Annotated in this window: 20 protein-coding genes; 15 read left to right on the forward strand and 5 right to left on the reverse strand. The window is 56.7% G+C overall.

The features are described 5' to 3' along the window. The first annotated feature begins 1 nt into the window (after nucleotide 1). The 12 genes from bchB to hemA are packed head-to-tail and all read left to right on the forward strand — an operon-like array spanning nucleotide 2 to nucleotide 13,416. On the forward strand, nucleotides 2–1,543 hold the full coding sequence (bchB, locus tag EUU25_RS10385) for a ferredoxin:protochlorophyllide reductase (ATP-dependent) subunit B (protein ID WP_158900747.1): 1,542 nt from the start codon (nucleotides 2–4) through the stop codon (nucleotides 1,541–1,543). Beyond that, nucleotides 1,533–5,132, forward strand: coding sequence for a magnesium chelatase subunit H (locus EUU25_RS10390; RefSeq protein ID WP_158900749.1), 3,600 nt, complete (start codon nucleotides 1,533–1,535; stop codon nucleotides 5,130–5,132). Before bchB ends, EUU25_RS10390 begins: the two co-directional genes overlap by 11 nt. A gap of 13 nt (nucleotides 5,133–5,145) precedes the next feature. After that, nucleotides 5,146–6,036: a ferredoxin:protochlorophyllide reductase (ATP-dependent) iron-sulfur ATP-binding protein gene (gene bchL / locus EUU25_RS10395; RefSeq protein WP_158900751.1), complete on the forward strand. Its 891-nt coding sequence runs from the start codon at nucleotides 5,146–5,148 to the stop codon at nucleotides 6,034–6,036. Further along, nucleotides 6,033–6,734: a magnesium protoporphyrin IX methyltransferase gene (gene bchM / locus EUU25_RS10400; protein WP_246162665.1), complete on the forward strand. Its 702-nt coding sequence runs from the start codon at nucleotides 6,033–6,035 to the stop codon at nucleotides 6,732–6,734. The genes bchL and bchM overlap by 4 nt, the downstream gene beginning before the upstream one ends. Beyond that, complete coding sequence (locus tag EUU25_RS10405) at nucleotides 6,731–8,155, forward strand: BCD family MFS transporter (protein WP_158900753.1); 1,425 nt, start codon at nucleotides 6,731–6,733, stop codon at nucleotides 8,153–8,155. The genes bchM and EUU25_RS10405 overlap by 4 nt, the downstream gene beginning before the upstream one ends. A 26-nt stretch (nucleotides 8,156–8,181) precedes the next feature. After that, nucleotides 8,182–8,952, forward strand: a complete 771-nt coding sequence (gene puhA, locus EUU25_RS10410) for a photosynthetic reaction center subunit H (RefSeq protein WP_158900755.1) — start codon at nucleotides 8,182–8,184, stop codon at nucleotides 8,950–8,952. Next, nucleotides 8,949–9,566 (forward strand): photosynthetic complex putative assembly protein PuhB, encoded by a 618-nt coding sequence (gene puhB / locus EUU25_RS10415; protein WP_158900757.1) that lies wholly within the window; start codon nucleotides 8,949–8,951, stop codon nucleotides 9,564–9,566. Before puhA ends, puhB begins: the two co-directional genes overlap by 4 nt. Next, nucleotides 9,563–10,039, forward strand: a complete 477-nt coding sequence (puhC, locus tag EUU25_RS10420; RefSeq protein WP_158900759.1) for a photosynthetic complex assembly protein PuhC — start codon at nucleotides 9,563–9,565, stop codon at nucleotides 10,037–10,039. Before puhB ends, puhC begins: the two co-directional genes overlap by 4 nt. Beyond that, nucleotides 10,036–10,332 carry a hypothetical protein gene (locus EUU25_RS10425; protein WP_158900760.1) on the forward strand — a complete coding sequence of 99 codons (297 nt, stop codon included), beginning with the start codon at nucleotides 10,036–10,038 and terminating at the stop codon, nucleotides 10,330–10,332. The genes puhC and EUU25_RS10425 overlap by 4 nt, the downstream gene beginning before the upstream one ends. Beyond that, nucleotides 10,332–11,408: a magnesium-protoporphyrin IX monomethyl ester (oxidative) cyclase gene (acsF, locus tag EUU25_RS10430; RefSeq protein ID WP_158903321.1), complete on the forward strand. Its 1,077-nt coding sequence runs from the start codon at nucleotides 10,332–10,334 to the stop codon at nucleotides 11,406–11,408. Before EUU25_RS10425 ends, acsF begins: the two co-directional genes overlap by 1 nt. After that, complete coding sequence (gene puhE, locus EUU25_RS10435; RefSeq protein WP_158900762.1) at nucleotides 11,402–12,199, forward strand: putative photosynthetic complex assembly protein PuhE; 798 nt, start codon at nucleotides 11,402–11,404, stop codon at nucleotides 12,197–12,199. The genes acsF and puhE overlap by 7 nt, the downstream gene beginning before the upstream one ends. After that, on the forward strand, nucleotides 12,196–13,416 hold the full coding sequence (gene hemA / locus EUU25_RS10440; RefSeq protein ID WP_158900764.1) for a 5-aminolevulinate synthase: 1,221 nt from the start codon (nucleotides 12,196–12,198) through the stop codon (nucleotides 13,414–13,416). Before puhE ends, hemA begins: the two co-directional genes overlap by 4 nt. A 69-nt stretch (nucleotides 13,417–13,485) precedes the next feature. Here hemA and EUU25_RS10445 read toward each other — a convergent pair whose 3' ends face one another. From EUU25_RS10445 to EUU25_RS10455, 3 genes are all read right to left on the reverse strand, one after another. Then, nucleotides 13,486–14,016 (reverse strand): c-type cytochrome, encoded by a 531-nt coding sequence (locus EUU25_RS10445; protein ID WP_158900766.1) that lies wholly within the window; start codon nucleotides 14,014–14,016, stop codon nucleotides 13,486–13,488. A gap of 111 nt (nucleotides 14,017–14,127) precedes the next feature. Continuing rightward, a complete protein-coding gene (locus EUU25_RS10450; RefSeq protein WP_158900768.1) occupies nucleotides 14,128–15,408 on the reverse strand; it encodes a DUF3422 domain-containing protein in 1,281 nt (426 codons plus the stop codon). Nucleotides 15,409–15,462: 54 nt separating this feature from the next. Continuing rightward, nucleotides 15,463–16,452, reverse strand: coding sequence for an NAD(P)H-binding protein (locus EUU25_RS10455; protein ID WP_158900770.1), 990 nt, complete (start codon nucleotides 16,450–16,452; stop codon nucleotides 15,463–15,465). Nucleotides 16,453–16,657: 205 nt separating this feature from the next. Here EUU25_RS10455 and EUU25_RS10460 point away from each other — a divergent pair, with 205 nt between their 5' ends. The 3 genes from EUU25_RS10460 (at nucleotide 16,658) to EUU25_RS10470 (ending at nucleotide 21,129) form a co-directional block, all read left to right on the forward strand. Then, nucleotides 16,658–17,269: a superoxide dismutase gene (locus EUU25_RS10460; RefSeq protein WP_158900772.1), complete on the forward strand. Its 612-nt coding sequence runs from the start codon at nucleotides 16,658–16,660 to the stop codon at nucleotides 17,267–17,269. Between the two features lie 176 nt (nucleotides 17,270–17,445). Continuing rightward, complete coding sequence (locus EUU25_RS10465; protein WP_246162667.1) at nucleotides 17,446–19,833, forward strand: glycosyltransferase family 4 protein; 2,388 nt, start codon at nucleotides 17,446–17,448, stop codon at nucleotides 19,831–19,833. Between the two features lie 12 nt (nucleotides 19,834–19,845). Then, on the forward strand, nucleotides 19,846–21,129 hold the full coding sequence (locus EUU25_RS10470; RefSeq protein ID WP_187351267.1) for a glycoside hydrolase family 130 protein: 1,284 nt from the start codon (nucleotides 19,846–19,848) through the stop codon (nucleotides 21,127–21,129). Between the two features lie 254 nt (nucleotides 21,130–21,383). Here the strand turns inward: EUU25_RS10470 and EUU25_RS10475 are convergent, their stop codons facing one another. After that, a complete protein-coding gene (locus tag EUU25_RS10475; protein WP_158900773.1) occupies nucleotides 21,384–22,433 on the reverse strand; it encodes a phosphotransferase family protein in 1,050 nt (349 codons plus the stop codon). Between the two features lie 8 nt (nucleotides 22,434–22,441). Beyond that, nucleotides 22,442–23,560, reverse strand: coding sequence for an Rv3169 family protein (locus tag EUU25_RS10480; protein WP_158900775.1), 1,119 nt, complete (start codon nucleotides 23,558–23,560; stop codon nucleotides 22,442–22,444). Between the last annotated feature and the right edge of the window lie 5 nt (nucleotides 23,561–23,565).

Below are 23,565 nucleotides of genomic sequence, written 5' to 3' on the forward strand. Positions count from 1 at the left end.
GATGCAGCTTTCCGTCTGGACATATGAAGGCCCGCCGCATGTCGGAGCAATGCGTGTCGCAACCGCGATGGAAGGCGTGCACTATCTCCTCCATTCGCCTCAGGGCGATACTTATGCAGACCTGCTGTTCACCATGATCGAACGGCGGAGCAAGCGTCCACCCGTAACATACACGACTTTTCAGGCGCGCGATTTGGGTAAGGACACCTCGCAGCTCTTCCAGACAGCCGCGCTCGACATCGTCGAACGGTTCAAGCCCGACGCTATGATCGTGGGCGCTTCCTGCACCGCTGAACTTATTCAGGACGATCCTGCCGGCCTAATTGAAAATATGGGTCTACCGATCCCTGTCATTCCTCTCGAACTGCCAAGCTACCAACGCAAGGAACATTGGGGGGCAGCCGAAACATTTTACCAGATTGTCCGGCATCTCGCGGATAAAGACCGTAAGCCCGCCGACAAGGACGCACGCCGCCCGCTCGTCAACCTGCTTGGACCGACGGCACTCGGGTTCCGCCACCGTGATGACGTGACGGAGATCAAAGGCCTGCTCGACAAGCTTGGTATCGATATCAATGTGGTGGCACCTCTCGGCGCAAATGTGGCCGACATTGCAAAACTGGGCGAAGCAGATTTTAACATCGTCCTATATCCTGAAACGGGTGATCTGGCCGCAGATTACCTGAAGCGCGAATTCGGCCAACCCGCCGTCCGCACCGTCCCCATCGGTGTGGGTGCCACGCAGGACTTCATTCGGGAAGTAGCCGCTCTCGCCGAAATAGATCCCGACGCCATGCTGCAAGACGGCTTGTCACGGCTGTCATGGTGGAGCCGTTCGATCGATTCCAACTACCTCACCGGCAAGCGGGTCTTCATCTTTGGCGATGGTACCCATGCCGTCGCGGCTGCCCGCATTGCAAGCGAAGAACTGGGTTTCAAGGTTGTCGGTCTCGGTTGTTATAACCGGGAATATGCCCGTGAAGTCCGCGCAGCCGCGAAGCTTTACGGCGTAGAACCCCTGATTACCGACGATCATTTGGCCGTAGAAACAGCAATTCAGGAAGCGCAACCTGAACTGGTTCTGGGCACGCAGATGGAACGCCATATTGCCAAGCGTTTTTCCATTCCCTGCACGGTCATCTCGTCGCCCGTGCATGTTCAGGACTTTCCGGCGCGTTACTCACCACAAATGGGTTTCGAAGGTGCCAATGTCATATTCGACAGTTGGGTCCATCCGTTGGTTATGGGTCTTGAAGAACATCTTCTGACGATGTTCCGGGATGATTTTGAATTTCATGATGGCGCAGGAGCATCGCATCTTGGTCCCGGCCACGCCGCACCCGAAAGCGTCCCTGCCCCCGCTACACCTGCAAATGATACAGAGACGGTTTGGACGGAAGAAGCGGAACGCGAGCTGAAGAAAATTCCGTTTTTTGTGCGCGGCAAAGCGCGGCGCAACACCGAGCATTTCGCAGCCGAACAAGGCGTTTCGACCATAGAATTGGCAACCCTTTATGAGGCGAAGGCACATTATGCGCGGTAACGGCACATCTTCGTCCACACCCCCCGTCCGGGTTGTCATCATAACGCTCGACAATCATCTGGCAGGTGCCGTTGATCGCGCCAATTCCGATCTGAAATCGGACAATGTGAGCATTGGGCTTTACGCCGCCTCGGACTGGGACCGGGATCCGTCTGTACTGACCCGGGCAAAGGGCGACATTGCGCGCGCCGATGTCATCATCGCAACAATGCTTTTTCTCGAAGATCATGTCCGCGCCATCCATCCTGCCTTAATGGAGCGTCGGGACTCATGCGATGCCATCGTCGGCATGATGTCAGCGGCCGACATTGTAAAACTGACCCGTCTGGGCAACTACCGCATGGACAAACCCGCCAAGGGATTGATGGCGCTGCTCAAAAAATTGCGTGGTTCCAACAAGCCAGGCGGAAGTTCAGGCGCAGGGCAAATGAACATGCTGCGCCGCTTGCCCAAAATATTGCGCTTCATTCCTGGCCCCGCACAAGACGTGCGGCAATATTTTCTGACGCTGCAATATTGGCTGGCGGGATCCGATGACAATGTGATCGATATGGTTCGCGGCTTGATCGATCGCTACGCAAGTGGTGCGCGCGAAACCTTGAAGGGTAAAATGCCCGCTCAGCCTCCACGCGCTTATCCCGAAGTGGGGGTCTATCATCCTGACATGGAAGAGCGTCTTTTCGAAGATGAAAAGAAGCTCCCGGCCATCAAAAATCCTGTCGGAACTGTCGGTGTGTTGATGCTGCGCTCCTATTTGTTGGGTAAGGACTCTGGCCATTATGATGGCATGATAGAAATGCTGGAATCGCAGGGATTGAAGGTTATTCCCGCCTTCGCCAGCGGCCTTGATGCCCGTCCGGCCATAGACCGTTATTTCGTTCAGGATGGCCAACCGGTCGTAGATGCCGTCATCAATCTGACCGGTTTTTCGCTGGTAGGCGGACCGGCCTATAATGATGTTGATGCAGCGGTCGAGAAGCTTACGGCTCTCAACGTTCCCTATATTGCCGCGCACCCGATTGAATTCCAGTCGCTCGAACAATGGGGCGCGGGCAAAGCCGGTTTGCTGCCGCTCGAAACCACGATCATGTTGGCTATTCCGGAACTGGATGGCGCGATCGTTCCCAGCGTCTTCGGTGGCCGCTCCGACGGTTCACCCGAAGGATGCACCGGCTGCCATCGCAACTGCCGGTTCACGATTACCGACAATGTCCGCGCCATGCAGGTGTGCCCGGAACGTGCCGCATCGCTTTCAAGCAAGGTATCGGCCCTCATCAAACTGCGGCGTTCCGAACGGGCCGCCCGGAAGCTGGCGGTTGTCCTTTTCAACTTCCCGCCCAATGCGGGCGCGACGGGCACTGCTGCTTATCTGGCCGTATTTGAATCGCTCCACGCCACGCTTCAGCGGTTGCACCGCGAAGGCTATAGTGTCGACGTTCCGCTGTCCGTGGACGAATTACGCGACACTCTGTTGTCGGGCAATGCGGCCCAATTTGGCGCAGATGCGAATGTTGCGGCGCGGATCAGTGCCGACGACCATGTCCGCCGGGAAAAATATCTGGAGCAAATCGAAGCGCAATGGGGCCCTGCTCCCGGCCGCCAGCAAAGTGATGGCCAATCCATCCAGATTTTGGGCGCGCATTTCGGGAATGTCTTTGTCGGTATTCAACCTGCCTTTGGCTATGAAGGCGATCCGATGCGGTTGCTGTTCGAAGGCACATTCACGCCTACGCACGCATTCTCCGCCTTTTACCGCTACATCCGCGAAGATTTTGGCGCCCATGCAGCGCTGCACTTCGGGACGCATGGCGCGCTGGAATTCATGCCCGGCAAACAGGCCGGGATGAGCGGAGACTGCTGGCCCGACAGGCTGATCGGCAATCTACCCAACTTCTATCTTTATGCCTCAAACAATCCTTCCGAAGGGATCATTGCGAAGCGCCGGTCCGGGGCCACCCTGATCAGCTACATCACCCCGCCCCTGGCGGAAGCGGGTTTGTACAAGGGCTTTGTCGATCTCAAGGCGTTGTTGGAACGCTACCGCACCGTAGCGGGCGATAGCGACGACCGCGCGGACATGGAAATCCTGATCCGCGATCATTGCGAAGAACTCGGTATCGATGCCGGGAATCTCGACGATTTACCCGGGCGGTTATACGAGCTTGAGCGGGAGCTTATTCCGCAGGGACTTCACGTGCTTGGCGGGAAGATGACCGATCAGGAAAAGGCCGAGCTACTTGACGCCATGACGGCAGCATCGCCGGAGATCGCGCGCGAAGACATCGAGGCCCGCATCGACGCCAATGACGAAATGGGTGCGCTGGTCCGGGCGCTGGACGGAACTTATGTACCGCCCGCACCCGGCGGGGACTTGCTGAAAAATCCGGAAGTTTTGCCGACGGGCCGTAATATCCACGGTTTTGACCCATTCCGCATCCCAAGCAAATTCGCCTGCATCCAGGGGCGGGTGCAGGCTGATCAGCTTCTCGCACGCCATTGCGCAGATGGCGGCAAGCTGCCCGAGAGTATCGCCATGGTCCTGTGGGGGACCGACAATCTGAAGAGCGAAGGCGCGCAGATCGCGCAGGCCATGGCGCTCATCGGTGCGCAGCCGCGCTTTGACGATTATGGCCGGCTTGCCGGTGCCGAACTGATCCCGTTGGCCGAACTCGGCCGCCCGCGGATCGACGTGGTTGTGACCATGTCCGGTATCTTCCGCGACTTGCTGCCGCTGCAAACGCGGATGATCGCCGAGGCCACATATCTTGCCACCCTCGCCGATGAAGCGCCCGAACAGAATTTCGTCCGCAAGCACAGCCTCGCGCATCAGGCGCTGCATGGCTGCGATCTGGAAACCGCCGCGCTCCGCGTATTTTCCAACGCGCAGGGAGCTTATGGCGCGAACGTCAACATGATGATTGATGGCGGCACGTGGGATGATCCCGAAGAGCTCGCCAACATGTTCGAGCAGAAGAAGGGCTTTGCCTATGGCCGCAATGGCGTGCCCGTCGAGCAACGCAAGCTTTTCGAAAGCGAACTTGCCGGCGTCGAACTGACCTATCAAAATCTGGAATCAGTCGAAGTCGGCGTGACCGACGTCGACCATTATGTCGATGGCCTGGGCGGCATGAGCCGCGCCGTCGAAAAGGCACGGGGTACTGCGGCCCCGGTGTATATTGTCGACGCGACGCAAGGCGAAACCAAGGTCCGCACACTCAGCGAACAAATTGATCTTGAGACGCACACTCGGATGCTCAACCCGAAATGGTATGAAGGCATTTTGAAGCATGGCTTCGAAGGTGTGCGCCATCTTGAACTGCATGTGACCAATACAATGGGCTGGTCAGCCACCACCGGAAAAGTGGCGCCATGGGTGTATCAGAAGATTAGCGAGACCTTCGTTCTCGACCCTGAAATGCGCGCCCGGCTTGCCGAACTGAACCCGAAATCCTCGGCACGCGTGGCCGACCGTCTCCTCGAAGCCTGCGAACGGCAGCTGTGGACACCGGATGCCGAAACACTCGCTGGCTTGCGCGCCGCCAGCAACGACTTGGAAGACCGGCTCGAAGGCCTGGTCCCCGCAGAATAACAGGAGAATAAGGATGACTTTGAATCTCTTGGATACCGCCCCCCCCGACGGCGAAGGCAGCGTGCAGGTTGCGCTTGATCCCAATGATAAAATCAAGGGTGCAAAGGTGTTCGCGGTTTACGGCAAAGGCGGGATCGGCAAATCGACGACCTCGTCCAACCTGTCGGCGGCCTTCTCCAAATTGGGACATCGCGTGCTTCAAATTGGCTGCGATCCCAAACATGATTCCACGTTCACGCTGACCAAGAAGATGATGCCTACCGTCATCGACGTTCTCGAAACGGTGGATTTCCACAGCGAGGAACTTCGGCCCGAAGATTATATGTTCGAAGGCTATAATGGAGTGATGTGTGTCGAAGCCGGCGGACCGCCCGCAGGGACGGGTTGCGGTGGCTATGTCGTCGGCCAAACCGTCAAACTCCTCAAGCAGCATCATTTGCTCGAGGACCGTGACGTCGTCATTTTCGATGTTCTGGGCGACGTCGTTTGCGGCGGTTTTGCCGCCCCTCTCCAACATGCTGACAATGCCATCGTCGTGGCCGCCAATGACTTCGATAGCATCTTTGCCATGAACCGCATTGTGGCGGCAATCAATGCGAAGGCCAAAAACTACAATGTGCGCCTCGCCGGTGTCGTCGCCAACCGTTCGGCAGCAACCGATGAAATCGACCGCTTCAGCGAGGCCATTGGCATGAAGCGTCTTGCGCATTTCGCCGATCTGGATGCCATCCGCCGCTCACGCCTCAAAAAATGCACCCTGTTTGAAATGGAAGATTCGCCCGAAGTCGAACAGGCGCGCGAAGAATATATGAACCTTGCCCGCAAGCTGTGGGCTGGTGTCGATCCGATGGAAGCAAAGCCCATGAAAGATCGCGACATTTTTGACTTTCTGGGATTTGAATGATGTTGGACACCAGCCTCGCCTCGAACCGGTACCAGCAAAGCCGCAGCCGCCTCGAAACCTATTTCGACAAGACTGCGCGCAAGGCTTGGGAAGATCTGACGTCTGATGTTCCCGTCAGCGGTATCCGCGCTACGGTTCGGGCCGGACGCGACGAGATGCGTAATCTGCTTTTGTCCAACCTGCCCGTCGATATGAGAGGGATGCGCCTGCTCGATGCCGGATGCGGCACGGGTGCGCTCGCAATTGCCGCTGCCGAACGGGGTGCAGAGGTCCTTGCAATTGATGTGTCGGGCGGTTTGATCGACATAGCACGCAAGCGTGCGCCTGATCACCTGTCGATTGACTGGCGTGTCGGCGACATGCGCAGCCATAGCCTCGGCACATTTGACCATGTGGTCGCGATGGATTCGCTCATCCATTATGATGAGGCGGATATTCTGGGCGTCCTGAAAGCGTGGAGCCAGAGAGCGAAGGAAGTCCTGTTCACCTTCGCGCCGGGGACACCAATGCTGCGCACAATGCACTTTGTTGGAAAGGCATTCCCAAAGAGCGACCGCTCTCCCGCCATTCTGCCCGTTTCGGAAACCAAATTGTCCCGCGAAATAGAGGCCGCGTTGCCCGAGTGGAAAATTGAATTCACTCAGCGTGTGTCGCGCGGCTTTTACAAATCACAGGCGATGGGAATGAACCGCCTATGATCGAAAAGCCATCAGCAGTGACTTTCTGGCAGGCCGTGGGTTCACGGTTCCTGCCCTTTGCTGATGCCGCAAGCCATGAACTTCCCTTGGCGCGCCTTTTGAGGCTCGCGCTGTTTCAAGTGAGTGTCGGAATTGCCACCGTCTTGCTCAACGGCACATTGAACCGTGTTCTGATTGTCGAGCTCGACACGCCTACCTGGATTGTCGCACTGATGATCGCGATACCCCTGCTGGTCGCTCCATTTCGCGCTTTGATCGGCCATAAATCCGACCGGCACCGGTCTGTTTTGGGCTGGCGCCGGGTTCCCTATATTTGGTTCGGTACCTTAGGCCAATTTGGCGGCCTTGCGATCATGCCATTCTCGCTCATTCTCGTCACACGTCCGGACACCTTCGTCCTGGGCGTTGCGGCGGCATGTTTGTCGTTTCTGCTGACGGGCGCTGGGATGCATGTAACCCAGACGGCCGGGCTGGCACTTGCTACCGATATTGCTCCCGAAGCAAAACGCCCTCGCGTCGTGGCGCTTCTCTATGTCATGCTGCTCGTAGGCATGATGCTGGCGGCATTCACCATCGGCAATTTACTTGTCGATTTCACCGCGACCAAACTCGTCCAGGTTGTGCAAGGCGCCGCAGTTCTGACGATGGTTCTGAATATCGCTGCTTTGTGGAAACAAGAAGCCCGCAACCGTACGGCGACAAGCGCAGCGCAAGACGGTCCGAGCTTTGCGGCCATTTGGGCATCATTTACCGCACAGACCAATGCGAAGCGTTTACTGCTCGCAATCGGCGTCGGGGCTATGGCGTTTGCCATGCAGGATGCGCTGCTTGAACCTTATGGCGGTGAAATACTGGGTCTATCCGTGGGCTCTACAACATCGTTGACCGGCGCATGGGCCTTGGGTGCCTTGCTTGCCTTTGCCTTCAGTGGCCGTCGCCTTTCCGGCGGATCGGATCCACTTCGCTTGGCAGGCTTGGGCGCCGTCGCAGGCATAGGTGCATTTCTCATGACGCTGTTTGCCGCCCCCCTTCAGTCTGTTCCATTACTTTATGCCGGAGCTACGGTTATCGGTTTCGGCACCGGCTTGTTTTCGGTCGGTACGATGATCGCGGCAATGGGGCTGGCCCAGAAGGATTCCGCCGGACTTGCCCTGGGTGCATGGGGTGCCGTTCAGGCCAGTTGCGCCGGATTGGGCGTGGCGCTGGGTGGAATGCTCCGCGACGGCATGGCCTATATCGCTCTTCAGGACGGCATGGGCGCTACCCTTGCCGATCGCGCCACAGGATATGGCACGGTGTACGCACTGGAAGTGTTTTTGCTGCTGGTCACACTTGTTGTTTTGGGTCCCGTGATCGGCCTGCATCTCGAAAAGCAAAATAAGACGAACGAAAACTTTGGTTTGAGCGAGTTTCCAACCTGAACCGGAGCGTGTGAGGAGGAAGTAAGATGGATGACATGACAATAGTGGGCACCTATGATGTGGCAGAACTGGTTTTCTACGCGTTCGTGCTGTTTTTTCTCGGACTCATGGTTTATCTGCGACGCGAAGATCGCCGGGAGGGCTACCCTCTTGAAGATGAGGTAACCGGCCGCGTCGATACACCGGGAGGCGTGCTTTCCGCTGCATCCCCCAAAAGCTTTCACATGCCCTTCGGTCGCGGCATCGTAACGACACCTACAAAGGGTCGCGAAAAGGTTGATGTTGCAGGCGCCCGGACGTTCCGGTCGCCCGGCGCGCCCTATTATCCTACCGGCAATCCCTTGGTGGACGGCATTGGACCTGCGGCTTGGGCCGATCGCGCCAAACACACGGATCTGGATGGCGAAGGACGCAACCGTATCGTTCCTATCGGCGCAGTGGACCATATCGCAATTCATGCGCGCGATCATGACCCACGCGGAATGTCGGTCATTGGCGCTGATGGCGCTGTTGCCGGAACGGTGAGTGATATCTGGGTCGACCGTGCAGAGCATGTCATCCGCTATCTCGAAGTCGATACCGGATCGAAAAAGGTCTTGGCTCCCATGGCCATGTCCAAGGTAAAAGGCCGTGCAAAACAGGTCATCATCGACGCCATCAACGCCGTCGACTTTGCCGCAGCGCCGGTACCCGGCACCGCGGGTCAAATTACATTTTACGAAGAAGAACGGATCGTGGCCTATTTCGGTGGTGGCTATCTCTACGCCAACTCCGCGCGTCAGGAGCCGTTGATATGAGCGAATATGATCATGAGCCTACCCGGGGTCTACCCGGTGAACTGCCAGAAGATGAGCATATCATCTGGCAGTCGGCACCGGATTGGAAGTCCCTTGCCAAAGGCGCTTTGCATATCCGGTTGACCGTTTTCTACTTCGTTGCAATCGTCCTTTGGGCAATTGCGCGTGGAGATACAAACACGGCGGTAGCGGTGTCGGTGCTCGGGACGGTCGTGGTCAGTTTGTTTACACTATTTGCCTGGGGCGTTGGCCGAACGACCGTGTATACCCTGACCAACAAGCGCATCGTTTTGCGTGTTGGCGTTGCTCTCAACAAGTGCATCAACTTGCCTTTGTCCGAAATTGAGTCCGCCAATCTCAAGATGCTGCCCGAAGGACACGGGAATATCGTTCTGTCGCTAAAGGGCATGCCGCGTTTGGGTTACCTGATGCTGTGGCCCCATGCGCGGTCGATGCGCTTTGTTCGGCCGCAACCTATGTTGCGCGCCATTCCTGACGCACGCAATGTGGCGTCGCTCCTGTTCAAGGCAACCCAGAAAGTTCAACCCGTAGCGCCTGTCGAAGTCCGTCAGGAGCGTGACCGGAATGTTCCATGGGCAGGAGTTCCCGCATGAGCCACGCTGTCCATCACGATCCGACCGTGCCGCGCGGCGCCTTAATTGGGGCCGCGGCTGTCCTCATTTTTACGATGTCGTTGACTGGCGCGACAAAGTTGGGATGGTTGCCCCATTCTGCCGACCCTTCAGCCTCTCGCGCGGCCCAAAATGTAGCTCCGGCGCAAACCCGCCTTCTGCGTTTCGCAGACCGTGAAGATGGTGCCGTCGTGGTCAGCGACGCAACGTCCGGTGAAGAAATACAGGTCGTTGGTTTTGGCCAGGGTGGATTCCTGCGCGCAACGATGCGTCGTCTTGCCAAGGCCCGGATTGCTGCCGGTATTGGCTCCACACCTCCTTTTGAACTAACGCTGTGGGAGAACGGAGCGCTCTCGCTGCGCGATCCCGAAACAGGCCGCGATGTCGAGATTCATGGCTTTGGCGCAGACCATAGCAAGATTTTCGCCGACATGCTCCGGGGCACGGACGCATGACACGTCTGTTCTCCACCGAGACATTCGATACCGCATGCCGCATCGAGGTGCAGCAGAGCTCCGATCATTTTCATGCCCATGTCGACCTGGAAGGTGACGTCGAAATTCAACCCGGCGACCAGGTATTGGTCCATGGGGACCCCATCATGGTCGCCTTTGGCGAAAGCATTGTCTTGCACCGCCATGCAACTGTGAAGCGCGCCGGAATGCTGCGCCGTGCATGGACGAGATTTGCCGGTCACTTCGAAATGGCCGAACTTTACGAAGTCAGTTTCACTCCAGGGAGGATATGATGAACGCGCATAGCAGTATCGCAAAACCATTGGCTCAAAAGCATGATACAATGGCGATTGCACGTAAGGACACTGTTCTTACGCCGCGTTTCTACACCACCGACTTCAAGGCCATGGATGGTCTGGATGTGTCACCTGTTCGGACCGAATGGGACGAACTGATGAACGAAATGGAGTCGGACCGTAATAAGCACCATTTCCGCAAAACCGATGCATTTGACGGCGTAATCGAGGGACTGGAGCCCGAGCTGCAGGCCGAGTTCATCGATTTTCTGGCAAGCTCGCTCACCTCCGAATTTTCAGGCTGCATTCTGTACGCCGAGATCGCAAAGCGGACAAAAAATCCGGACATGAAGCAGCTTTTCAAACTGCTCGCCCGCGACGAAAGCCGTCATGCCGGTTTCATCAACGAAACCCTGAAAGGGTCCGGCATCGGGATTGATCTTTCGTTTCTGACCAAGAGTAAGAAATACACCTATTTCAAACCCAAATTTATTTTCTATGCGGTCTACTTGTCGGAAAAAATCGGCTATGCCCGGTACATCACGATATTCCGGCACCTGCAGCGTAACCCGCAAAACCGCTTCCATCCCATTTTCAACTGGTTTGAAGACTGGTGCAACGACGAGTTTCGCCATGGCGAGGCCTTTGCGCTGTTGCTGCGCGCTGACCCCAAATTGTTGACTGGTGTGAATAAGCTTTGGATCCGCTTCTTCCTGCTGTCGGTTTATGCCACCATGTATGTCCGGGACCATAACCGTCCGGTTTTCCATAAGGCATTGGGCGTTGACCCATCCGATTATGGCTATGAAGTTTTTTCAATCTGCACCGCAATCAGTCGGCAGGTTTTCCCTGTGGAATTGGACACCAACGACGCCCGTTTCCGTATCGCCATGGAAAATCTTCGCCTGGCTTCGGTCGGGATTGAAAATGCGAAGGCACGTGGCGGGATCGTCGGCGCGGTGGCGCGGGTAAAATATATGGCCAAGGCCGGCTTTTCCTTCGCGCGCATGTATTTCCTGAAACCGCAGACCAACGAACTTCCCAGCAAGATACGGCTGCAACCTGCATGGTAATGATGGCAAGCCTTGCCCTACCGTTCGTAGTCGTGACGCTGCTCTGGTTTGTGAGCACCGGGTTGGTCGCCATGATCAACCACAGATTGCGGACATCGTTCGGACGTGCGCTTGTGATCGCGAGCCTGTGCGGTTTGACTGGGTTGGGCTTGCTCGTGCTGACGGCCCATTCAACCACCAGCTTGGCCACCTATGTCTCTTTTATCGGGGGACTGCTGATCTGGAGCTGGCACGAAATCAGTTTTCTGACAGGCGCTGTCGCTGGCTCGCATCGCAATCCCTGCCCGGCAGAGGCGCAAGGTTGGCAACGTTTCAGTCTGGCAACCATGGCGTTGCTGCATCATGAAATCGCTCTTGCAATGACCGCGGGCCTGCTGCTCTCGCTCGCATCGGTAACGGCCAATCCAACCGGCGCTTACACATTCGCTTTGCTGCTGATCTTCCGTTTATCGTCGAAGCTCAACATCTATTGGGGCGTCCCGAATATGAGCGACGAGTTGCTTCCGTCGCATCTTGCCTATTTGAAAAGCTATTTCGGCCCGCGTCAGTTGCATCCGATGCTGATCCTGTCGACATTGATGATATTGGGCCTGGCGGCATGGTTCACACTGGCCGCCTTTAAAGCGGTGACCGCGCATGACGCCACAATGGCTGGATTGCTATGTTGCCTGTGCCTGCTCGCCGCGCTCGAGCATCTGTTTCTCGCCATTCCGTTCCGCGATTCTGCTTTGTGGGGTTGGGCAATGGCCGCAAAGGAAAAAACAAATTTGGGAGAGGGAGTTCAACCATGAATTACGAGGCATTTTTCGGAGAAGAACTGGCCGCCGTGCGCGAAGAGGGACGCTATCGTGTCTTTGCCGAAATCGAGCGGAAAGCAGGGTCGTTCCCTTATGCCAAGCGCTATATCGAAGGCGGCACCATGGACGTGACCGTCTGGTGCTCCAATGATTATCTCGGCATGGGTCAGCATCCGAAGGTGCTAGACGCCATGCATCGTGTCATCGATGAATGTGGCGCAGGCGCAGGCGGCACGCGCAATATCTCCGGCACCAACCATCACCACGTTCTGTTGGAAGCCGAGCTGGCTGATCTTCACCATAAGGAAGACGCTCTGCTCTTTACCTCGGGCTATGTTTCCAATTGGGCTGCCTTGGGGACTCTAGCTTCCAAGATTCCAAACTGCGTAGTGCTGTCCGATGCACTGAACCATGCGTCGATGATCGAAGGCATCCGCCATAGCCGCGCCACGTGTAAGGTGTTTGAGCATAATTCTCCCGAGGACCTCGACCGCAAATTGGCGGCACTTGATCCCGATCTTCCCAAACTCGTGGCCTTCGAAAGCGTATATTCGATGGATGGGGACATCGCCCCGATCGCGGAAATACTCGACGTCTGCGAAAAACATAATGCGATGAGCTACATCGATGAAGTCCATGCGGTCGGGCTATATGGTCCCCGTGGCGGCGGCGTGGCCGAGCGCGAAGGTCTGATGGACCGGATTACGGTGATCGAAGGAACGCTTGGCAAAGCTTTCGGCGTCATGGGTGGCTATATCGCCGCGTCACGTGACCTGTGCGATTTCGTGCGGACCTTTGCCAGCGGCTTTATCTTTTCAACCGCCATACCACCAGCAGTTGCCGCGGGCGCTTGCGCCAGCATCAAGCATCTGAAAGCCAGCAATGCCGAGCGGGAACAGCATCAGGCCCGCGTTGCAAAAGTGCGCGGCGCGTTGGACCGGATGGGTATTCCCCATATCCCCAATCCCAGCCACATCATTCCGGTAATGGTAGGCGACCCGCATAAGTGCAAATTCATCAGCGACTGGCTGATGGACAATCACGGCATCTATGTCCAACCGATCAACTATCCGACGGTGCCCCGTGGAACCGAGCGGTTGCGGATCACGCCATCGCCCGTGCATAGCGATGGTGACATCGATAAACTGCTGAATGCCCTTAGCGAAATCTGGTCGCAATGCGCATTGGCACGGCGCGATATGGCGGCGTAAGCCCCCCACACAAGCACACAAAAAAGGCCGGAACTTTCCGACCTTTTTCATGACGAATTCTATGCGCGCTTAGCTCGGATTTTCGAGGTAGGCGATCACATTGGCACGCTTCTGTGCGTCGGGAAGTCCTGCAAAGATCATCTTCGTCTTTGGAATTACGCGCTGTGGCTTTTCCAGATATTGGAACAGCTTTTCCTTGGTCCATGTAACGCCGCTTCCAGCATTTGCCGGGGAATAGTTAAAGCCTGGAACACTGCCGGCTTTACGACCGATGATACCTGCCAAAGAGGGTCCCGTTTTGTTGACGCCCGCATCCGTGACATGGCACGTCCGGCACTGCGCAAAAACCAATTTGCCGGCTGCGGCGTCGCCGGTGAAGCTTGCCAGGGTGGTGCCATCCAATGTGGTGACATCATCTGCCGCAGGAGCGGCAGCGGCGGCGGGGGCTGCGGCTGGTGCAGCGGCGGGTGCCGGGGCCGGGGCCGCAGGTGCGGCGGCTGCAGTTTTTTCGCCTTCTTTGCTTTCCGAGCCTCCGCCCGAACAGGCGGCGACCAACGCGGAAATTGCAACTACTCCAGCTAATGCTCTATACTTGACCATATACTCTCCTATCCCGTTTCAATTGACAGCATAGTCAACATTCTACGTCCTCAACCCAATGCAAGACTTAACCCACATTGCCCTTGATTCAAAGTGCAATATGCGCGCGATTTACTCATCTGCAATACGGGAATTTCCCTCGCCATTTTCCTTTAAGACCTTGTGCCTCAGATGCCGGACGAAAACATAGATGATCAACACCACCGGCAAGGTTACCAGACCTACGAACATCTCGTATTTGGCGCCTGCCGGATAGGCTGCGGCCCCTTTTGCGATATAAGCGATAAGTCCCACCAGATAGTAGGCGGCCGCAATAACCGATAGACCTTCGACCAAGGTCTGAAGCCGAAATTGCAGCTGCGTGGAGCGCTCCATCGACTGCATCAAACTCAAATTCTGAGCCTTGATGCGGCTATCAATCCGGACGTCGAGCGTATGCATGACACCCGATATACGCTCGGCAATGTGGCTCAAACGCTGCCGGAAAACAGAGCAGGTACGTGAGGCCGGGACCAATCGCCGCTCGGTGAAATCCGTCAAACTTTGGTAGTTGGCAACGGGTTGTACATTCAATGCCGCAAGACGATCGGCCGCTACTTCTGCATAAGCTGCGGTTGCACTTAACCGAAAGCCAGTTGCGGATCTGATTACTTCGAGTTCAGACGATATTGCTGCCAATTCGTCGAGCAGTACTTCGTCGTCCTGGCTCGCCACCGCGACACGTTTGGCATGTTCAGAAAGCTTCTGTTCCAACCGGTCAAGTTGGGGCCCATATTCCTGGACTGTCGGAAATCCCAGCAACGCCAAATTGCGATAATTCCCCAGCTCCTGGACACGTTGGATGATCCGGCCCCTTTCACCTTCCTCAACATTTCCTGCGGTTACAAGCAATCGTCCGTAACCGTCACTGTGGATGCTGAAATCCGACCAAATCCGCAAACCTGCATTAATGTCACAGCAGACCATTTCCAGAGTGGATATGCCAATGCGGTCCAAATCGCGATCAATGTTGCTGGCGTCGGGAATCACAAGAATATGCGTTGCCCTGACCACCCCACCCGGCCACTGTTCCAGCCAACCGATATACTGCATCCGAACGGCTTCGGGTGTGTCGATAGGAAATATCAAAGTCAGAGTGCTTGCTTCGGTATGCCGTTCCCACAGGAAATATATGCCGGAATGGGTATGCCCCGAACCATGTCTTGCGGCCAACGTCCAATCATCAAAATCGGGTTTTTTATTAATGAGCCAACGATCTTCATCGGAACGCTCTTCCGGATCGATCAGGCGTACAACCTGAAATATATCGCAGTGCGAACTAACCGGAGCGAAGCGCCGTAGCCGCATTTCGTCGACGGCCCAGCGCCGGAGAGGGTGCTCGGTAAAACCCATAAGAAACTATCCGTCAAAAAAGGCCGAGAGTCCATATATCTCGGTACTTTTTCCTTAAAAAACCGCATGCTCCCCGCGCTCGGCTTGCCGTGTACCGGAGATGAGACTCCCGTAGTAGGAACGGAGCGTTTCGGACCCCGTGGCTGGCGTTGAATTTGCGTCATAGCCCCCGCTACGTTCATTCCATAGAAGCATTGATTCCGTCGCATAATAGCGCCCGATGCGCGCCAGTTGAGCCTTCTTTCGGGCCGCAGGAATGAGATAGCCGGAAATATCCAGAGCTTTGATTATGTAATCCAATAATTGCACAGGCACATGCTGGAAACGCGGCTCACGCCCCAGCAACTCGAAGAGCATCTGGCCCTGTTCCAGCGGGGTCATTGCCTCACCGGGGCCACCTATAGGTAGAATTGCATTTTGTAGCTCAGTTTTTTCAACGCAGTCCGCCAAATAATTGGCAAGGTCGTCATCACTGATGGGCTTGCAAGCAGTTAATGTGCCGTCGCCGAAGACAAGAAAAGCTTTGCCCTTTTGAACGCGCTCCACCTGACCAGATAGCGATTTGAAGAAAGCTGTCGGGCGCACAATGGAATAGCACAATCCTGACTTTATCAGTGCTTTCTCAAACGCAAGTTTGGCGTGCTGGAACGCGAGGCGCGGTTTTTGTACGCAAATCGCCGACAGAAGGACGAATTGTTCAACGCCGGCTGACCGGGCAGCTTCAAGCACATTTATGTGCGCTTGGTAATCTATCGCCCAAGCGTCCTCTTGCGATCCGCTTCGGGAGGCCATGCAGGATACCACCGCATCGAAGCGGTCGCCACACACTCCATCATCCAGGATGGACTGGATCTTTGTTACATCCCCAAAGCGGGAGCGGCCTTGCAAATCCGAGGGTAGATGCGCGCTGGACCTGACAAAACAAGTCACATCATAGCCGCGATGTAACAGCGCGCGCACTGTCGCGCGACCTATCGTACCGGTCGCCCCAAAAACCAAAATCCGCTTCGGGGTTTCAAAAGTGTCGGGAACGGTATCTGACAATAATCCTGCCCTGCGCCATCATGTTCAAATCCGAGCCTAAGTCGCATCCAGCAACTTGTCTATAAGCCCGCAGCCCTGTGCCGCCTTCATATTGTTCGCTTATGTCGGGACCAAATTCGTCCGTTGCGTGTTCTGGTCACTATGGACGGATTATCTGCAGAGCCGGTGCCGTCCCCATCCCGCTATTCCCTAGGAGACGGCCAGAATGTTTACGCTTAAACCATTGCCATACGCCGAAAGCGCGCTTGAGCCCCATATTTCTGCCGAAACAATGTCTTATCACTATGGCAAGCATCACAAGTCCTATGTCGACAAATTGAACAGCCTGTTGAAGGACGACCCGCTTGCAGACCTTCCGCTCGAGGATGTCATTCAACAATCGAAAGGTCTCGCGGCACGGCAGACCATCTATAACAACGCAGCCCAAATCTGGAACCATGACTTCTTTTGGAATTCGATGGCGCCAGACGGCGGTGGCGCTCCAACGGGCGACATCAAAGCACTGATTGAAGAACATATCGGTTCGACCGAGGATTTCCAGACGGCCTTTAAGGACGCAGCAACGAAGCATTTTGGTTCAGGCTGGGCCTGGCTCATATTTGCCGACGATGCCGTCAGCATCGTGACGACCCATGATGCCGAAATACCGTTCGAAAACGGAGCGACCCCTTTGCTGTGCTGCGATGTATGGGAACATGCCTATTATCTCGATTACCAGAACCGGCGTCCCGATTTCGTAACGGCTTATCTCGACCATCTCGTCAATTGGGACTTCGCGAACGCGAATCTCGAAACGGTGAAACAGGCGGTCAGTTGATGCATTTCGTGAAATTGTGACCACTGGAACAATTCCGAGCACAATAAGTTTTTCCTTCGACTTTCATCGAAAGAATAATCCGATGGCGAGACCCTAACTCGGACATTCGGCGCTTTGCTTGCTCCCTTCGGTGGGAGCGGCGCGCCTTTTGCCGACCCATATTTGGAGCTGCACCGATGAGCTTTTTGGCAAATCCCACAACCGCCAATGCCAAGCAATTGCCTACCGGAGTAGGGCGCGGTTTTCCGCCATCGTCCATCGCCGATATGCGCATTGAACGCATTCTCCGTCGCGGCTTCATGCTGGACGAAGAATTGTCGGCAAATGGCAATGCGGCAACCAACCAAGCCACTTCAATCGCGCCAAGAATTGCCTTGATAGGCGGGTTCACTCCCCGACGCTGCGGCATCGCAACATTCACCGCCGATACCCACGATTCTATCCGCGCAGCCTATCCCGAGACTGAAGTCGATGTTTATGCCATGGCGCCTGTTGCGAATGATATTGCCTTCGCGGCTCCGGTTCGCGGCGTTATCGTCGAAAACGATACCGACAGCTTCATCGCGGCAGCGCGGCAAATCGAATCCAGCCATGTAGACCTCGTCTGGTTGCAGCATGAATTCGGCCTGTTTGGTGGATATGCCGGTGATAAAATTCTGGAGCTGCTGGACCGGATAGCAGCCCCGTTATTCGTCACCTTGCATACCGTCATGCCCGATCCCGATGCCGACCAGCGGCGCGTGATCGACCGTATAATCGCCCGCGCGTCCAAGCTGATTGTCATGTCGGAGCGCGCCGCCCTTTTGCTAAAGGACGTATTTGGTGCTGATCCCGAGCAGATTGAAATTATACCGCATGGCGTTCCGGACCGTCCGTTCGGACGCACCGACCAGTTTAAAGCAGAACATCACTTAACCGGCCGGAAAGTGATCATGACATTTGGCCTTTTGTCGCCGGGCAAAGGTATTGAAGCGGTCATAAGTGCCCTTCCGGAAATTGCGTCGACCCACCCAGATGTTCTCTATTGCATCGTTGGCGCGACGCACCCCAATTTGCTCGCGCGGGAAGGCGAAGCTTATCGCGATAGCCTACGGAAGCTTGCGCACGATCTGGGTGTAGAAAACAACATTCGCTGGATCGACTCTTTCCTCGAAACCGAAGCTTTGCTTGACCTGATTGAAGCTGCCGACATCTATGTGACGCCCTATCTTGGTGCCAACCAAGCCACATCCGGCACATTGTCCTATGCCGTTGCGTTGGGAAAAGCCGTGGTTTCCACGCCCTATGCCCATGCTGTCGAACTGCTGGCAGATGACCATGGTGTCCTGATCCCCTTTGGAGATAGCACCGCCTTGGCCCGCGAGATTGGCGGTCTTCTCGACGCGCCGGGACGCCTCAACGCCATGCAGAAGCGCGCTTATGATCGGGGCCGGGATATGATCTGGCCGGCTTTTGCGATGCGCTGCCACGATCTGGTGACGCAGGAGCTACAGCCCCATGCGTCGCCATTTGCAGACCCTGCACAAAGCCCGGGTATCGAAGGCTTGCTTCGCATTTGCGACAGCACCGGCATTATCCAACATTCCATCTTCTCCGTTCCGGACCGCGCGCATGGCTATTGCGTCGACGACAATGCCCGGGCGTTGATGCTGATGAACCGCCTTGGCCATGATGCAGAACCCCACCGCTCGCGTCTCGCCGGGATCTTCGCAGGCTTTGTGCAAAATTCGTGGAATGATGACGCCCAAGAGTTTCGCAATTTCATGGGCTATGCCCGAAACTGGCTGGAGGCAGTCGGGTCAGAGGATAGTTGCGGACGCGCCCTTTGGGCGTTGGGCGCTACGGCGCATCAGGGTATCACGCCGTCCTTGCGCCAATGGGCGCAGCGCCTGTTCGACCGGACTATCTCCAGTGCTGCCGATTTCGGATCGCCTCGCGCGACGGCCTTTGCGATGCTGGGCGCCGATTATCGGCTCGAAACCAGAATGGACGATGCGGCGGCAAGATCGATCTTGGAGCATGGCGCGGAGTTTCTGATGGCGCGTCTCCACTCGGCACGACAGGCCGACTGGCCCTGGTTTGAAACCGTGCTCGCCTACGATAATTGCCGGATGCCCGAGGCTTTGATCCGCGCCGGATTAAGGCTGGATCGCCCTGAGTTTACCGCCGCCGGACTTGAAACGCTGCGCTGGATTTTGGACATCCAGATCAGCCCGGCAGGTTTTTTCCGTCCCGTCGGGTCCGAAAGCTTTGGGCGCGAATATGCCCTGCCGCGTCCTTTCGACCAGCAACCCGTCGAAGCCTGGGCCGCGATTGACGCCGCCCATGCGGCGTTCGATGCGACCAAGGACCGCCAATGGCTCAGCCATGCGAGCCGTGCCTATGCCTGGTTTTTTGGCTCCAACGATCGCGGTGTTGCGGTGGCCGACCCCGTTTCGGGATCGTGCCATGACGGCATCAATCCGCGTGGACTCAACCTCAACGAAGGCGCCGAGTCCGTGCTGGCCTACCAGTTGGCGCATTGTTCGATCCGGGATTTGATGTCCAAAGCGGACACCAATTGAAAGTGCTCGTCTGTGGTTGATTTATTCCAGCATGAGTTGCGCCTGCACGCCGATCCCAGCCGTGTTGTCGTGCGCCCGTTTCATCTTGCGTGGCAAGCATCCGGCCCGGACATTGAACGGGTGGGGAAACTTGTCGGCGACATTATTGGCCTTGATCCCCGCACCGTGCGAAGTGAAATGGGTATTGTTCTTAACGATTTTGCAGACCGCCATTGGCAGTTGGAACGCGTTTTCGACGACCGGTACAAGCAAATCGAATTCGCGCTCAAACTGGATGGCGCATCGATAAAGCGGAATACCAAAAGACTGATCGGCGCCTATTTCTGCCATGAATATAGCTATGCAGCGGCGGCGCTGATGAACCCGAGCGTGGTGCGCCATCCTGATCAAAGCGGCTTGCAACATGGCAGCGTCCGCGTTCTGCTGTCGTTACGCGCGGTCGGTGAAGGGCATATTTCGACCATAGCCTTTCGCGAAGGAATCATTTCGTCCGGCCGCCAACTTACCCTGTCGCATCAACCTGCCTTTGCCACCGCTGCCATGCTCGGCAAGCCCAAGCGGGATGCGCCTGATGGGTCGGTTTCCGTTTACCGTCATCCGGACGCCAGCATATCGGGCACCGTCATCTTTCCGATGACCGAAGCCCAGCGGAACGGGCTGGAAGATCTGCGCCTCGTCGAGTTCGAACGTGATAGCGGCAAAAGCGAATGGATTGGCACCTACACCGCCTATAGCGGACGTGATATCCGGTCCGAGTTGCTACGCACCCGCGATTTCCATGATTTCACCCTGACCCCGATCCGCGGCAGCGCGGGCCGGAACAAGGGCATGGCCCTTTTCCCGCGCAAGATTGACGGGAAGTTCCTGATGATCGGGCGCCAGGACGGCAAGAATCTCTTTCTGCTCCGGTCGGACAAAATCGACGAATGGGACGACGGAGAATTGCTGCTGGAGCCGAAATACCCTTGGGAATATGTCCAGATCGGCAATTGCGGCGCGCCTATAGAATTGGACGAAGGCTGGCTTGTCCTGACGCATGGTGTCGGCGCGATGCGCAAATACGCCATAGGCGCAGCGCTGCTCGACAAGAAAGACCCGTCCCGCGTTCTGGGGCGGACACCAAGCCCCATCCTGTCTGCAGCGGATGAGGACCGGGAAGGCTATGTGCCCAATGTCGTCTATACCTGCGGCGCGATCCGCGTCGGTGATGATCTGTTCCTGCCCTATGGAGTTGCCGACTCCTCGGTCTGCTTCGCCTTTGTCGCCATCCGCGACATATTGGCCCAGATGCAATAGCCTAGGCCCATCGGCACACGGCGACCGCGGGAACTGCCTTTCCTAAAGATACAAAGGACACGCAAAACGGATGCGAATATGTATCCTTTGTATCCTTTAATTAACAAGTCGCTGTGCTTTCGTGTGCCGCAAAAAAAGAGCTCGACTGTCATGTCTACAATTCAAAGAGCCTGAGGGACGATGGCGCAACGTCCTTCGCGCCAGAATTGCGAACCTTGTCCTACATTGCAAGGTCATAGCCCGCGCGGTGCCGCTCAGAGTATATCGAGGCTCCGCAAGGCGATGGCCTGACGCGCGGGGCGTTCGGCCATGACGGCGAACATTTCATCACCCCGCTCGGTGCGCTCGACGCTCATCGAAGCAAAGACCGCCATGAAATAGCCCGACAATGCGCCAAGGCGGTAATCCTGCCACAAGGCATCAATATCCGTTGCAACACCCAATGCCGCCAAACGGTTCGTCCACCGGTCAAAAGCCGGACGGTCCAACGCCGCGCGTTCATCCGGATCCGCAATGCTCGTCCCCACCAGAAAGGCAAGATCACGCGCCCCTGCCCCGATCGTCAAAGTTTGCCAATCCACCACCCAACAGGCGCTGTGGTCGGGCGCGAACAGGATATTGTCGACGCGCAAATCCCCATGCTGCAGCGTCGTTGCCGAAGGCTCGTGCGCCAGATAGGCGTCAAGTTTCTGGACCAGACCGTCACCGAGTGCGAGGCATTCGGGGTCCAGACGCTGCGCATAGCGTTCGCGAAACTGGGCAAAATAAACGGGGAAAAGCGCGCGCACGATCGGCCGCGTATCGCGCTGCAGCCATTCGATTTCGGCAAGACGCGGGCTATTCCATAAGGGCGCATGCAGTTCGGCGGCCGCATCCACCGCAAGGTCGATTTCCGCCGGTCCGGCACCCCTTAACTGGTCCCCTTGTGCGGCGGGTGCAAGGTCACCCAGCAGCAGCAAAAAGCTAACCCCATCGTCTTCGATTTTGGCAAAATGGCAATGCGGGCGCGGCACTGCAACGTCATGGGCAAGCGTCTGGTACCATCGCACTTCGAGAAGATAGCCCCCCAAAGTCCGGGCGACTTCCCGGCTTGCCGGGTCGTGGCTGGGGCATTTGGCAATCACCGTGGCGGGTGCGCCTTCAGCGCCTGTCGCCCAATCGAGCGTCAGACGATAGCTATCGCACATCTGCCCTGTGCCGACCGGTTTGACCGAAAAGCCGCGCAGCATCGATGCCGGAAAACCAAGCGTTTCGGCCAGCCAACCGGGCTGCATGGCGTCGGGATGGGTGGGATAATCCGCCATTGAAGCGCTCAACCCGTGACCGCCGGATCGAACAGACCCGTCAGACCGCTTGGACCATGCGGGCCAAGAAACAGTTGTTCCACGACGCCGCGCCCATGCATTTCCCGCCCTTCATGCATCAGCACCGCATCGGAAATGGCCTGTATATGCATGAAAGACGGATCATTATCGTTCACCGTGGCAAGGTCGATGCGGTCATGTGCAACCTCCAAAGCCCCATGGTCCATGCCATGCCCCCATTGGGGATGGGTGTAACCCAGCCCGTTCATATAGAAATGCCCCGTCGCACTACCTCCGCCCCCCACGGGTTTCAAAAGCAAGCTGGTTTGGGGGCCCAAATCGACCCGGACTTCCCGAGCGCGGCGTGATCCCGGGCTCCATATTATGTCGATGTCGACCTTGTCGAAATGCTGTTCTTTACCGCCATCGGGAAACAGCACCCCGCGGCGGTTCCAGGGATCACCCGCACCATCATCATTGGTGTGGAGGAAAAGCGAATGGCCCGCAAAATTGCAGGGCGTCCAGAGCCAGAAAAATTGTGGCAGAGTACCGGAAAGCGAGCTGGGCGGCGGTTGCGGATCGGATGCACCGACGGGGCGGATACCCCAACTGCGGTCACGCGTTCCGGTAAAGCTTTCATCGACATCGATGCGTTGTCCATCCACCAAGATATGTCCCGACCAGCGACCATTTTGGGTCAGACGGGTATAGTCCATGAACAGGCGCGTGCCGTTACGCCGGGTAAAGCGGGGTTCCTCAATCGGGAAATGGCGGCCAACGATGGTCAGATCGCACGCTAGGGGGCCGTCATTGGCGTCGACCGTCACCCGCAGGATGTGCAAAGGCTGCACGATCTGGATCGTGATCGGACCCACCCGCATCGCCATCCGCTCCCCCTGCATTCGTGCAGATGCCCGCAGGTTATGCTGAACACCATCCACCATGACGCAAAATGCGCCGTCGATAATGTCGAGAGCCGGATAAATGCCCATGGCAGCCGCGAAGAAAATCCGCCCGTCGGGCGAAGCGCCATTGAAGAAATAGCGGTCGTAGAAATTGCGGTCCGAGACGAGCGCGACAGGCTCCGGCGATTGGTGAATAGGGAAATCATCCCCTGCCGTCAGCATATCTG

It is taken from the genome of Sphingorhabdus lacus, assembly GCF_009768975.1.
Classification (GTDB): domain Bacteria; phylum Pseudomonadota; class Alphaproteobacteria; order Sphingomonadales; family Sphingomonadaceae; genus Sphingorhabdus_B; species Sphingorhabdus_B lacus.

Coding starts and splice junctions, on each gene's coding strand:
- EUU25_RS10460 (WP_158900772.1), top strand. CDS start 16,658: ATGTTTACGCTTAAACCATTGCCATACGCCGAAAGCGCGCTTGAGCCC.
- puhB (WP_158900757.1), top strand. CDS start 8,949: ATGAGCGAATATGATCATGAGCCTACCCGGGGTCTACCCGGTGAACTG.
- puhA (WP_158900755.1), top strand. CDS start 8,182: ATGGATGACATGACAATAGTGGGCACCTATGATGTGGCAGAACTGGTT.
- acsF (WP_158903321.1), top strand. CDS start 10,332: ATGAACGCGCATAGCAGTATCGCAAAACCATTGGCTCAAAAGCATGAT.
- bchL (WP_158900751.1), top strand. CDS start 5,146: ATGACTTTGAATCTCTTGGATACCGCCCCCCCCGACGGCGAAGGCAGC.
- EUU25_RS10445 (WP_158900766.1), bottom strand. CDS start 14,016: ATGGTCAAGTATAGAGCATTAGCTGGAGTAGTTGCAATTTCCGCGTTG.
- EUU25_RS10425 (WP_158900760.1), top strand. CDS start 10,036: ATGACACGTCTGTTCTCCACCGAGACATTCGATACCGCATGCCGCATC.
- EUU25_RS10475 (WP_158900773.1), bottom strand. CDS start 22,433: ATGGCGGATTATCCCACCCATCCCGACGCCATGCAGCCCGGTTGGCTG.
- EUU25_RS10450 (WP_158900768.1), bottom strand. CDS start 15,408: ATGGGTTTTACCGAGCACCCTCTCCGGCGCTGGGCCGTCGACGAAATG.
- puhC (WP_158900759.1), top strand. CDS start 9,563: ATGAGCCACGCTGTCCATCACGATCCGACCGTGCCGCGCGGCGCCTTA.
- EUU25_RS10405 (WP_158900753.1), top strand. CDS start 6,731: ATGATCGAAAAGCCATCAGCAGTGACTTTCTGGCAGGCCGTGGGTTCA.
- EUU25_RS10390 (WP_158900749.1), top strand. CDS start 1,533: ATGCGCGGTAACGGCACATCTTCGTCCACACCCCCCGTCCGGGTTGTC.
- EUU25_RS10465 (WP_246162667.1), top strand. CDS start 17,446: ATGAGCTTTTTGGCAAATCCCACAACCGCCAATGCCAAGCAATTGCCT.
- EUU25_RS10480 (WP_158900775.1), bottom strand. CDS start 23,560: ATGCTGACGGCAGGGGATGATTTCCCTATTCACCAATCGCCGGAGCCT.
- hemA (WP_158900764.1), top strand. CDS start 12,196: ATGAATTACGAGGCATTTTTCGGAGAAGAACTGGCCGCCGTGCGCGAA.
- puhE (WP_158900762.1), top strand. CDS start 11,402: ATGGTAATGATGGCAAGCCTTGCCCTACCGTTCGTAGTCGTGACGCTG.
- bchM (WP_246162665.1), top strand. CDS start 6,033: ATGATGTTGGACACCAGCCTCGCCTCGAACCGGTACCAGCAAAGCCGC.
- bchB (WP_158900747.1), top strand. CDS start 2: ATGCAGCTTTCCGTCTGGACATATGAAGGCCCGCCGCATGTCGGAGCA.